Annotated in this window: 14 protein-coding genes; 5 read left to right on the top strand and 9 right to left on the bottom strand. The window is 32.1% G+C overall.

What is annotated here, in order from left to right:
- Nucleotides 1–108: 108 nt before the first annotated feature.
- A complete protein-coding gene (locus ACILQF_RS05895; protein ID WP_395626490.1) occupies nucleotides 109–312 on the bottom strand; it encodes a hypothetical protein in 204 nt (67 codons plus the stop codon).
- Nucleotides 313–450: 138 nt separating this feature from the next.
- On the opposite strand from ACILQF_RS05895, the gene ACILQF_RS05890 reads away from it, so the two are divergent.
- Nucleotides 451–810, top strand: a complete 360-nt coding sequence (locus tag ACILQF_RS05890; protein WP_395626489.1) for a hypothetical protein — start codon at nucleotides 451–453, stop codon at nucleotides 808–810.
- Between the two features lie 132 nt (nucleotides 811–942).
- On the opposite strand, the gene ACILQF_RS05885 is transcribed toward ACILQF_RS05890, so the two are convergent.
- Complete coding sequence (locus ACILQF_RS05885; RefSeq protein ID WP_395626488.1) at nucleotides 943–1,818, bottom strand: hypothetical protein; 876 nt, start codon at nucleotides 1,816–1,818, stop codon at nucleotides 943–945.
- 409 nt (nucleotides 1,819–2,227) lie between these two features.
- Complete coding sequence (locus ACILQF_RS05880; protein ID WP_395626487.1) at nucleotides 2,228–3,043, bottom strand: SDR family oxidoreductase; 816 nt, start codon at nucleotides 3,041–3,043, stop codon at nucleotides 2,228–2,230.
- 108 nt (nucleotides 3,044–3,151) lie between these two features.
- On the opposite strand from ACILQF_RS05880, the gene ACILQF_RS05875 reads away from it, so the two are divergent.
- A complete protein-coding gene (locus tag ACILQF_RS05875) occupies nucleotides 3,152–3,514 on the top strand; it encodes a MerR family transcriptional regulator (RefSeq protein ID WP_395626486.1) in 363 nt (120 codons plus the stop codon).
- Nucleotides 3,515–4,021: 507 nt separating this feature from the next.
- On the opposite strand, the gene ACILQF_RS05870 is transcribed toward ACILQF_RS05875, so the two are convergent.
- Together ACILQF_RS05870 and ACILQF_RS05865 are read right to left on the bottom strand one after the other, a co-directional pair.
- On the bottom strand, nucleotides 4,022–4,309 hold the full coding sequence (locus ACILQF_RS05870) for a hypothetical protein (RefSeq protein ID WP_395626485.1): 288 nt from the start codon (nucleotides 4,307–4,309) through the stop codon (nucleotides 4,022–4,024).
- A gap of 32 nt (nucleotides 4,310–4,341) precedes the next feature.
- The gene (locus ACILQF_RS05865) at nucleotides 4,342–4,680 is read right to left on the bottom strand and encodes a hypothetical protein (protein WP_395626484.1); all 339 of its coding nucleotides are present in this window, start codon (nucleotides 4,678–4,680) and stop codon (nucleotides 4,342–4,344) included.
- Nucleotides 4,681–5,118: 438 nt separating this feature from the next.
- Between ACILQF_RS05865 and ACILQF_RS05860 the strand changes: the two genes are divergently transcribed.
- Nucleotides 5,119–5,559, top strand: coding sequence for an ACT domain-containing protein (locus tag ACILQF_RS05860; RefSeq protein WP_395626483.1), 441 nt, complete (start codon nucleotides 5,119–5,121; stop codon nucleotides 5,557–5,559).
- A gap of 77 nt (nucleotides 5,560–5,636) precedes the next feature.
- On the opposite strand, the gene ACILQF_RS05855 is transcribed toward ACILQF_RS05860, so the two are convergent.
- Nucleotides 5,637–6,119 carry a YybH family protein gene (locus ACILQF_RS05855; protein WP_395626482.1) on the bottom strand — a complete coding sequence of 161 codons (483 nt, stop codon included), beginning with the start codon at nucleotides 6,117–6,119 and terminating at the stop codon, nucleotides 5,637–5,639.
- 29 nt (nucleotides 6,120–6,148) lie between these two features.
- On the bottom strand, nucleotides 6,149–6,664 hold the full coding sequence (locus ACILQF_RS05850; RefSeq protein ID WP_395626481.1) for a hypothetical protein: 516 nt from the start codon (nucleotides 6,662–6,664) through the stop codon (nucleotides 6,149–6,151).
- Nucleotides 6,665–6,815: 151 nt separating this feature from the next.
- On the opposite strand from ACILQF_RS05850, the gene ACILQF_RS05845 reads away from it, so the two are divergent.
- Nucleotides 6,816–7,334: an ester cyclase gene (locus ACILQF_RS05845; protein ID WP_395626480.1), complete on the top strand. Its 519-nt coding sequence runs from the start codon at nucleotides 6,816–6,818 to the stop codon at nucleotides 7,332–7,334.
- A gap of 51 nt (nucleotides 7,335–7,385) precedes the next feature.
- On the opposite strand, the gene ACILQF_RS05840 is transcribed toward ACILQF_RS05845, so the two are convergent.
- Together ACILQF_RS05840 and ACILQF_RS05835 are read right to left on the bottom strand one after the other, a co-directional pair.
- Nucleotides 7,386–8,303: a helix-turn-helix domain-containing protein gene (locus ACILQF_RS05840; RefSeq protein WP_395626479.1), complete on the bottom strand. Its 918-nt coding sequence runs from the start codon at nucleotides 8,301–8,303 to the stop codon at nucleotides 7,386–7,388.
- Nucleotides 8,304–8,890: 587 nt separating this feature from the next.
- On the bottom strand, nucleotides 8,891–9,037 hold the full coding sequence (locus ACILQF_RS05835) for a JAB domain-containing protein (RefSeq protein ID WP_395626478.1): 147 nt from the start codon (nucleotides 9,035–9,037) through the stop codon (nucleotides 8,891–8,893).
- Between the two features lie 1,083 nt (nucleotides 9,038–10,120).
- Between ACILQF_RS05835 and ACILQF_RS05830 the strand changes: the two genes are divergently transcribed.
- A partial coding sequence (locus ACILQF_RS05830) for a hypothetical protein (RefSeq protein ID WP_395626477.1) occupies nucleotides 10,121–10,860 on the top strand: 740 nt, incomplete at its 3' end.

Raw genomic sequence — 10,860 nt, 5'->3', positions numbered from 1 at the left:
AGGTTATTAAAACTTACTATAGACTTAAAAAATATCTAGTTTATACCTAGCAGAAGGTATTTGGTTTAGTTAAAAAATGATTTGATAAATTGTTCGACCTCAAACATCCTAATCATAAGCTACAAGACCATAGCTGGCAGGAAGATAAACTCCACCATTACATTCACAGGTTAAATTACTTACCGATCTATTCTGTTTTGGATAAAATTTGAAGTCGTGAAGCAATATCTTTTGCTCAGCTAGCTCATCTTGCGACTCACCGCAGCCAGCTAGAAGCACAATAAAAAAAAATATTAGTCCCAGTTTTTTCATGATTTGCTAATTTTTATTGATCAAATAAACATTCCAAGATAAATTATACAACAATATAATACAAAAACGATGTATATTTAATTAAAAACTACATTTTTTGTTGTTTTAGTAGCTATTAATGTTGCTTTAATTTGCAACATGCTGATAAACAGGGGTAAAGTTTTAGATAAAGTCTTTAAGACCAGTGGATTTTCACTAACTGAGCTCTCCAAAAGAGTGGGCTATGATCGGACTACCGTATACAGGCATTTTGCAAAACCTGACCTAGATTTCTCAATCTTAATCAAATACGGAAAAGCTCTAAATCATGATTTCACAGTCGAGTTTCCTGAGCTTGTCAGTTATTTTAGTGAGATAAAAGAACCAATAAATGCCTACACGACACATACTTTGGCTGAGGCTCTTAAAGAAAGAGATATTTGGAAAGACAAATATATCAGGCTTCTAGAAAAGCATAATGCGCTGATTTTAAAGAGTTATAAAATCAATGAAGATTAGTTTTTAAGATCTAGATTCCTACTCTGGTCGGTAACTCCTGCGGTTGGAGTTAATACCACCAATGTTATTGCGTGCCTAGAAAAGCAATCTCTAGTAATACTTTTTGTGGTCGGTGTTGTCAACGTACCACCTCTAACTCTTAACATTCGATTTCCGCAGGCTATAGAGGTAAAAAGTTAAAATAGAAAACAAAAATCCGATTAAAATAATCACATAGTTCATCGGCTTGTCAATTGTTAATGACATCCTAATTAAAATGGTGGTTATAATAAAACTTGCATTTCTAAAAATGGTGAAAAATGAAAAGTGATACATAAATGAAATAATCAGTAGCAATACATCTACGAAAATCATAATTGAAAAGAAATCTGCATAAAAAACAGTGTTGGGATTAGGGTAATTTTCATTGAACCTCAATGCATGTACCATATCCATACCCCAAGTAAAAAAACTACTAATACTCAATAACAGCAATATCAAAATCATCCCTAAAGAGACCATTTTTTTAATATTAATGAAATTATTAAGCTCGCTCAATACTTCAGATTTTCGATTGTTTTGATAAATCCGATAATAAAGAATGGTTAGACTCAGCATAATTAGGGCTGCACATAAATCATAGAGTAGATAAATATATTCAGGATTATTTATATCGATGGAAGCTTTTAAATCAAAATCTGCTATGTCATGGAAAAAGCTCCGCAAGGTAATAAGTGTAATTACTTCAAATTGCTTCCCAATAAATTCGGAAATTGACTTAGGTAATATGATTACTAATAGAAAAACTTCGTAGAATAAGATGAAACTAAATGGCGTGTAAATAGCTTTTAAATAGCTATGCTCGAAGTTTTTGAAATAGAGAAAATTATTGCCTAAAAAAATCACTACTAGGTGGATTAAAAAGGCTAAAATGGCCGCCCTAAGTATAAAAAGCTCAACTTTGCGTACATTTTGGGGGCTAAAATATAAATCGAAGTAAATTCCAGCGGCTTGTAATAAATTCTTCATTCAGATTGCTAATTATAGTTTAAACTCAATAATTAATTAGAACTAAACCTCCGACCTTAAAATTTAAAACCGCTAAAATCAAAAAACACTATCTTAATTTTAATCTAGGTAGCTCTTAAAAATACTAAGAATAAAAGACGAGTAATGAATTAAAAAATTAGATTAGTTGTTGTTTTATATCGAAAAGTGTTACCTAAATGTAAACAATAAAAACAAAACCAAAGTAAAGCTTTCCAAAAAAAACAAGGAAAACGAAAAAATAACTACCTTATTAACAGGCATAAACGAAAAATACCATCAGGAATGATGGTATTTTATAATTAATCCAGAGCTTGGTATGTGTACAGCTATTAATAATTATTGTGTCCAAACAAAGGGGTAAATATTAGACTTCCCTTTATTTGTGCTATTAGAGATTATAGCTCTTCCTCACCATTAAAAAATACAATTTATCTGAAAGTAGTTTTCTTAATTTCAATAACATCGGACCAGGTTTTCCGACAGCATATCTCATTTGATTACTATTATCGCTTGCCGCTTTATAAATCATCTTGGCAACAACTTCTGGTCCCTCGGCATCTTTCATCACTTTCTGGGCGGCATCATTAAACTTTTGAATGAAGGTATCATATAAATTAGTGTCCTCTGGTTTAATAAACTGCCTACTCCTACCATAAAAATCGGTAACAATGGGGCCAGGCTCAATCAATTTCATTTTAATATTGAACTGAGCCAATTCATAATGCAATGATTCGGTAAAACCTTCCACAGCAAATTTTGTCGCATGGTAAATACTGTATAAAGGGAAAGTGATTTTACCGCCCATGCTTGAAATCTGAATTATAGTACCCCCACCTGCAGGTCTCATTAACTTGATTGCCTCTCTTGTAACCCGCATCAAACCAAAAACATTAGTATTAAATTGTTTTTCAATTACCTCATCAGACATGGCTTCAAATGCACCATCAACTCCATAACCAGCATTATTTACGATTACATCAATTTTGCCATAGTCTAGGTGAACCTTTGATAGAGTTTGCATGATACTATCCAAATTACAAACATCTAAAGCATATAGTTTGACATTAGTTAGCTTATTAAAGTCAGATTCATTTTCAGGATTCCTTTGGGTTGCAATTACATTCCAGCCCATTTTAGCAAATTCAAACACGGTGGATTTGCCAATCCCACTGGATGTACCAGTAATAAGTATAGTCTTTTTCATAGTGTCGTTATTTAAATTCCGACAAACATATTGGCTTAAATTCAAACTTACAACATTAGAGCATAGTCTATACTTGATATTTATTTTTCAACAACTTATATTTGTAGCATGCTCATAAACGAACTATCTAAAATCACGGGAATATCTGTCCACACCATCCGCTTTTACGAAAAATCAGGATTGATTGAAGGAAAGCGGGATGAGAATGTTAAATCCAATAATTATTTCCATTATAATGAGGAGACGGCTGAGAAATTAGAGTTTGTTAATGATGCCAAATCCGTAGGTTTTACAATCAAGGAGATAGGTCAAATCATAGATGCTTGGTACAACAATAAATTTAGCAAAGAGGAAAAAGTAAAAATTTTAGAACAGAAACTTATTTCTCTAGAACAAAAAATGAAGGAAATACAGGATATGAAAAAACAGATTTCCCAGTTTAAAGAAGATGTTTTGAATGATAGATGCTAAGTTTAAATTTACAAAGACCCATCCTTTGAACGGTGTTGTAACCACAGTACTTATCCCTATAGTTAGCGTTCACCGCTTATAAAAAAATCTAGATCACAATTGAATATTCTTCTTTGTAAAGCGAACTAAAAAAGAAGTATTGTTACGGTGACAACAAAACCAGAGCTAAACTTGTGTTTTTTAATTAGTTATTGGGCAAAAGGCAATACCGCCCAGAACTAGATCTCAAAGCTTATCAATCATATCTCCTAAATCACTAACCCCTAGTGTAAACATAAAAATTACTATTGCCAAGATGATTTTAATTAAGTTTGGTATAGATAAACCCAATTTTGTCTGGAATAATGAGTATGCCGGAGGCAGGTAAATGATCGAAAGGACTAGGTAAATAAGACCTGGTACTGGATGCACTAGAACAATGTTCAATAGCCCGACAACTATTAAGAAAAAGCTAAAAAGCCAACTAAAAAATCTCATGATTTGATTATTATCTTTCGTTTTCAAGAATTAGCTTCCAGCAATTGGTGAACCAAAAATACCCACAGCAAGCTCTGCCCAAACAAGGAAAAGCAAAAATAAAATGGCCGCAATTAAAGCAATTTGATAATTCTTGTTCCTAATTGTTCTAATTGCCAATTCAATTGTTAGTCCAGTACCCATTAATAATACCCCCGCAACCACAAAATCAAATAAGTCCCAATTAACTTCATTTGTAAACTGCATTGCCACAAAGGGAATAAGCAAGATAAACGCTACTGAGAGCATGATAGCAATTAATCTATTGTTTTTTGTCATGATTTTTTTGTTTGATTAAAGATTTTACCTGTTTAATTTGCTTGAAAATAGTTCAACATCACCTCAATTTTATTGAATAATTCGCCTACCCCTATTGATGACCAAAGAATAAAAAGCGCCAAAAGAATTTTTAAAATTCCCAAACGCGGAATTTTAAATCCGAGGACCCTTTTAAGGATGGTATTGACAGGCAAAAAATAAACAAGAGAAAGTAACATAATAAAAACACCAAAGCCTGCAGGTTTACCCCAAAAGGTATTCACTATTCCTATTGAAAATGCTAGAAATCCGAATAGCCCGTTAATAATTTTAAGTGCTAATGAACCATTATTGGGTGAACTATCTAGTTGGGTATTGTTTTTGTTTTCCACTTCTATTTATTAAAAAGTACTTTGAACTACAAAGTAACATAAAATAAATTTTTTGAACAAATAAATTTCAAGAAATGGCATTCTTTCGTTAGGAGATATATGAAAACATGAGAAAATTAAGGAATATTGTATACTGGCAGGGTGTTTTTTACATGCATTGAAAAGGAGAAGGAAGGCCTAGCGCTTAACAAAGTTCTCTATAATTGCTTAATTAGATTTTGAATTATGCGAAATTCTGAGTTTATCTTTTTTTAGCGATTAATTGCTTTAAAACAAAAAGTTGATTTAAAGCCGTCTAAAAACAATGAATTTCTGAATTTTAAAGCCATTTGTTCCTAATTCTCATTTTGGAACAAAATAAAACGGATTTCAAGGAATTATTTTGATGTAAGTGGTAGTTTTAGGGACTGATAAAACAACCTTAAAATTATGCAATACATGAAAAAGAACATTTTAGTACTACTATTAACCATTTTGTGCCAAATCGCATCCGCACAAACCGCAAAAATCAACTTATCCATTTTACCAGAATCATTTGCAATTTGTCGTTTTGACAATACCACTAAAGTACCTTTATGGGTGTTTAAATCTTCATTTTACTCAATAAACAAAACAGCTGATGAGTTATCTATTGTATGTGATCAGACTTTTGTCCCTGCTGATGTGAAAAAAGTAGAAAATTGGAGGGCATTTAAAATAGAAGGTCCCCTAGACTTTTCTCTTACAGGAATTATTGCATCCTTATCTAAGCCATTGGCAGATAACAAAATTCCGATTTTTGTGGTGAGCACCTATGATACCGATTATATTTTAGTGCAAAGTCTTTATTTTAATAAAGCAAAAGACGTTTTGAGAGCCGAAACTATTCTGAAAGAATAGCTAATCATTTTGATGATTTAAAAATAAAAAAGGGTTATAGCTTAAAAACTATAACCCTTTAATAATATTAAAAAAAATTATTTAGCAACAGCTAAATCAGAACTTGGACAATCTCTGTACATTTTCCATTTGCCATCTATTTTTTTCCAAATTGCAATGTATTTGCCTGTATCAACTTTTTTGTCGGCAGCAATTATGTCATAAGTACCTTCTTCAACCAATAGTTCTTCATTACCTATAACTTCAACTGTGTTTAGCTCAAACATAAGCCCTGCAGTAATAAATTCATTAAATAAGGATTGAATTTGTGCAGTACCTACTGAGCTAGGCCGATTTAAGTCCATAAATTTTGCATCAGAAGTGTACATTTCATTCGCAATGCCTACGGAATCTTTTTTGCTTAACATAGACAATAAATTTTTATTGGCAGCTTCAATTTCTTGCTTAGCTGTAGCCAAATCAAAAGTATTATCACTCTCTGGATTAGTATTTTTGCAACTTATCGTGAACAATCCGAAGACAATAAGCATTGCTACAAAACTGTTATTTACTAATTTCATTTTGTTTGAATTTTAATTTTATGTTTGAATTATTTCATCAATTCTTTTAGCTCACTACTATCATAGAATAGCCATTCTTCGATAATTTTTCCCTCTTTGTTAAAGGCGTCAATTTGTGAAACTACATTATTTACTGTTTTACCATCTCTGGTGTAGCTAATAGTGTATATAGAATGTACAAAGTTTTGAGAGTTACGAAGAGGCGTGTTTCTATTTGTTTCCCAAATGGCATTTATTTTAACTAATTTCAGAACAACACCTAAATTTTTGATTTTTGTAATTAGAGATACATTTTCCTTAATGGTCATTTCGCTCAGATTGTCATTGAAAAATGCGGTATCTACGTATTTCGATTTATAACTCACACTGTCGTAGATAGCCATGTCGTCAATAGTTGCTAAAACCGTGTTAATATTGGCCGAACTATCTACGCTAAAACCTAATACATGTGGATCTGATTCAATAGTAGATCCTTTTTTTGGAGAACAGGAGAAAATGGCAACTGCTACAATAGTAGCGAAAAGCGCTAGGGATAATTTTTTCATTTAATAATTTTTAAAATGTGAGAAATAAGTGAATTGATTAACAAAGTAAAAGCAATAACCCTGTGGAATGTTCGAAAATGCTAAAATCATTGTTCCCTTATTGTTTTTGGGAACAAATTTGAACTTCCAAACCTTTTAAATCTATTTGCCTGTGGATAATTTTGAACTTACTCAAATTAGGAAATATGAAAAAAATATTATTCACGCTATTAATAAGTATTTCAATTTAGGCTGTAATACCGAAAGCGCAAAAAAAGAACAGTTGGCAATGGACAACATTAAATTTTACACCCATGTTTGGGAGGTTGCCATTAATGAGGGGAAAGTTGATATTTTGGATACAGCTTATGCAGACAGCATAGTATTACACACTGTGCCAGAAACTAGAGGTAAAGCTGCCGCTAAAGCACATTATGCAAATTTTGTAACGGGATTTTCGGAGAGAGAGTTTATTGTTAAGGATATGTTTGCTCAAGGAGACAAATTGGTTAAACAATGGGTTTTTAAAGGCAAGCATACGGGTGTGTTTTTCGGCATTCCTGCAACTGGAAAATCGATAAGCCTACAAGGCTGTACTATTGCAAAAATTGTTGGAGGTAAAATTGTTGAAGAGCAAGATTACTTTGATAATTTGGATTTCCTTCAGCAATTAGGATTAATGCCACGCTAATTTACAGACCAATTTTAAAAAAGCTAATGCATCAAGCATTAGCTTTTTTTGTTAACTGACTTGCAATTCCGCGTTTTTAATAAATACCGATGGGGTAACACCATTTCTGGCTTTAAAGGCATCAATAAATTTAGATCTGGAAACAAATCCTGCATTTGTGGCAATAGCTTCAATGGTAAATACTTTTGCTTTCCCTTCTGCTATCATTTGGCAAACATGGGCTATGCGAAGGTCATTTTTCCATTCGCCAAATGTTTTATCTAAATCATTATTGAAGTAGTTGGATAAAAATCTTGCGGGAATTTTCAGGTCGAACGACATTTGCGATAATGAAAAGTCTTTTTTTATAAAGGGCAGCTCCATTAAATAGCTATTAAGGATCAGATTAAAGTCTTCATTAATTGTAGCAGGCTTGGTCTTTTTGGGGAGATTCAATTTAAATTCCTGATAAAAAGGTTCATGGTTGCTTCGCTCATCATAGGATATATTTCCATACAATACCTTTGGGAATAAAAAGAGAATGAAATTTTGTATAAAAAATCCACCACCACATATTCTGAAATAATATTGTTCTGAAAATATTTCAGTCGATTCTAATCCTAAAATTTTAAATTCATGCTGGTAAATGGTAGTCATGTGCCCTAGGCTATTAATTGCAATTGCCAGTTGAATGAAAACCAAGGTATAAATCCACCTTTTTATTACTTGATGATTAGAAGGTAAAGAGCCATATTTTTTTAATAATTTGTTTTTATACCAAATAAAGTAAGCGACTGAGAGTATGGCATAAATAAGTAGATGTAGCGATCGACTAAACAGTATAAATTCAAAAGAAACCCAATAAAAATCAACATTGTACACTTCGGTAATATTTACAATTTGATGCGCAATTTGAATTTTTTCCTCAAATGGCAAGGTAGTATAAGGTAAGCAAGCTAGTACAGTTAGTAAGGCTGGGAGAAGATGCAATAAGTCAATTTTATTAAATTTTTTATTTTCGCTGACCGTATTTTTTACATAGTAAAACATTAAGGGACCTAGCAAATAAGAGAGAGGGAGAAAATTCACAAAACATACCCCTTCCCAGAACAAACTTTTGGTGAAATGCAAGCCAAAATAAACCAAAACTATGAGGTTGCAGCAGAGAAAAAAAAGTGCCAAGAATAGATTTGATCTATTCAATGAACTTAGGTAGTAAACTAGTATGATAGAAGTAAATATCCCAAATAAAGGAGCTAATATCTCCATAATATCAATATGCTAGTTTAAACTATTTGCAATTTTTTAAAATTAACGCTGAACGAGGGGAGCAACAACCAGAGCCGATTTAGCATGGCCACTAGAGGAAATTCTTGATTACATCTCTGAAAACTAAAAACAGAAACACTATCGCACCCACTATTACCTCGCTTCGGTACTTTTTGAAAAAATCAGATAATTTATCCATAGCTAATAAAAAAAGATTAATCAATACAATTATAACCTTTTTTTTCATTATTGCTCTTAATCCTGGATTCTCTGAAATACTTCAGGGCTAGTCTTCTAGTCTAAAAAATTCACAAACATAAGAAGCCATCATTATCAAAGCTGCAAAATCGACTAATTGAGACGATAATATGAGCTAATACTTTAATATCTATCAATTTTTCAGCTTTCTCAATTTCAATTGTCAGCTCACTATCAGGTTGCACTGATTTATCCATAAATTATTGCGAGCTTAACATTTTTAATTTATATTTATGAATTACCTATAAACTATGAAAAAAATAAAATTAATTGAGATTCTGATTTTGTTATTTGTAGTTTCCTTAATATTCATAAGTGAATATTTCTATATTGTTGAAGGAAACACTGAAAAAGCTATTTTTATCGGATTATGGCCGCCAACTATCTTGGGTTTTTTGATTTATATTAATTCTAAAATTAAAGTATGATAGATATAATAATTTTAACAATTATAATTGTTGTGCTATTTGCAATTTTCATCATCGGAACACTAAAAGAGTTTAGTAGAATGTCAAACACTGAATTTAAAGATTCCAATGAAAAGCGATCAAAATTCAAATAAACAATAGTTTTATATTTTAATAAAATTATAATGAAGCATCAGCAAGTCTGAGTTGCTCTATTTTTCTTTTGGTAGATGCTCTCCGCATCACCACCCTACCCTATTGTCAGTATTCTTAGCGCATCGCTAACCTTTAAATCCCCTTTGTTTAATATATCACCTCAACAAAAAGGTGATATTATTTTAGAAAAGACACATAAAAGTGGAGATAGTTAAGGCTGGTTCGTTGATACCATTGATCAGATGAAATGATGGTTCACTAATTAATTCATCACTTTGGCTTTCATTAATTTGAAAACCCTGAATTTGCCCTTCTAACTATTGTAAACCACAAGTTCTATACTCTGTTTTTTATTTACAAGTCTAAAGGAAAACACCGACCAGGGGTAAACAAGTAACCCCACCAAAAATGGTTGCGTTTCTTCTCCCCTCTTCTACGAAAGATGCAAAATAATGCGATGATTGAATTTGTGACTATCAGAACGTTAAAGAGTTAGGCTTCGCCCAAAATGGCCCAACAAAATTAACTCTCGAGATAAAATAGTCCAATATTTACGATTTTGGACTATCGCCATACTGCTGTATGTACATCATGAATTTCATTTATTTAGTTTTGAGATTTGATCAGTTTTTGCATCAAAAAAAAACTAATTCGTTAAAAAATCTTCTCAAGCTTACCATGAAAATTAAGATCTCCCTTTTTTTTTGCATTTATTGCATGCTCAATTCGGTCTATACGTTTGCTCAAGTTGGCATAGGTACTAAAACACCAGCATCTTCGGCTGCACTTGAAGTAAGTTCTATAAATAATGATAAAGGAATCTTAATTCCGCGAATTACAGCTGCACAAAAAAATGCGATTGAAAAGCCTGTTGATGGATTATTAATTTATCAAACCACAGCACCAATTGGCTTTTATTACTATACAGCCGGGGCCTGGATCTTAATTATTAATCAAACAGACTTAGACAATAAAATTGCCATATCCACAGCAGGAATAATTGATGGTAGTATTAGCACCAACAAACTTGCAGAATACTCAGTTACCGATTCAAAAATAGCACCGGGCATTAGTAAATCAAAAGTTGGTTTAGAAAACGTAAATAATACCGCAGATGCAGACAAGCAAATTAGTAATGCAACACAAACTGCTCTCAATTTAAAATTAAATACCAACGATATCCAGAATTATTTGGATACTAAAGTGGATAAAATATCTGGTAAGAGCTTATCCACTAACGATTATACCACAGCAGAAAAAACAAAACTGGCTGCTATTTCAGGAAGTAATACGGGCGATCAAGATTTAAGTGCTTATGCCACTTTATCTGCACTATCCTTAAAATCAAATACAGCAGATGTTGCAACATCCCTAGCCCTTAAAGCGAATTTATCTGATGTGACTACTGCGTTGGATGCAAAAGAGAGTTTAAATAATAAAACATTAAATGTTTCTAC

Origin of the sequence: Daejeonella sp., assembly GCF_044232565.1 — a bacterium.
In the GTDB taxonomy this organism is placed as follows: Bacteria; Bacteroidota; Bacteroidia; order Sphingobacteriales; family Sphingobacteriaceae; genus Daejeonella.
Note: the sequence above shows the minus strand (reverse complement) of the source record. Positions and strands in the feature narration are given on the sequence as shown.

Coding starts and splice junctions, on each gene's coding strand:
- ACILQF_RS05895 (WP_395626490.1), bottom strand. CDS start 312: ATGAAAAAACTGGGACTAATATTTTTTTTTATTGTGCTTCTAGCTGGC.
- ACILQF_RS05890 (WP_395626489.1), top strand. CDS start 451: ATGCTGATAAACAGGGGTAAAGTTTTAGATAAAGTCTTTAAGACCAGT.
- ACILQF_RS05885 (WP_395626488.1), bottom strand. CDS start 1,818: ATGAAGAATTTATTACAAGCCGCTGGAATTTACTTCGATTTATATTTT.
- ACILQF_RS05880 (WP_395626487.1), bottom strand. CDS start 3,043: ATGAAAAAGACTATACTTATTACTGGTACATCCAGTGGGATTGGCAAA.
- ACILQF_RS05875 (WP_395626486.1), top strand. CDS start 3,152: ATGCTCATAAACGAACTATCTAAAATCACGGGAATATCTGTCCACACC.
- ACILQF_RS05870 (WP_395626485.1), bottom strand. CDS start 4,309: ATGACAAAAAACAATAGATTAATTGCTATCATGCTCTCAGTAGCGTTT.
- ACILQF_RS05860 (WP_395626483.1), top strand. CDS start 5,119: ATGAAAAAGAACATTTTAGTACTACTATTAACCATTTTGTGCCAAATC.
- ACILQF_RS05855 (WP_395626482.1), bottom strand. CDS start 6,119: ATGAAATTAGTAAATAACAGTTTTGTAGCAATGCTTATTGTCTTCGGA.
- ACILQF_RS05850 (WP_395626481.1), bottom strand. CDS start 6,664: ATGAAAAAATTATCCCTAGCGCTTTTCGCTACTATTGTAGCAGTTGCC.
- ACILQF_RS05835 (WP_395626478.1), bottom strand. CDS start 9,037: ATGGATAAATCAGTGCAACCTGATAGTGAGCTGACAATTGAAATTGAG.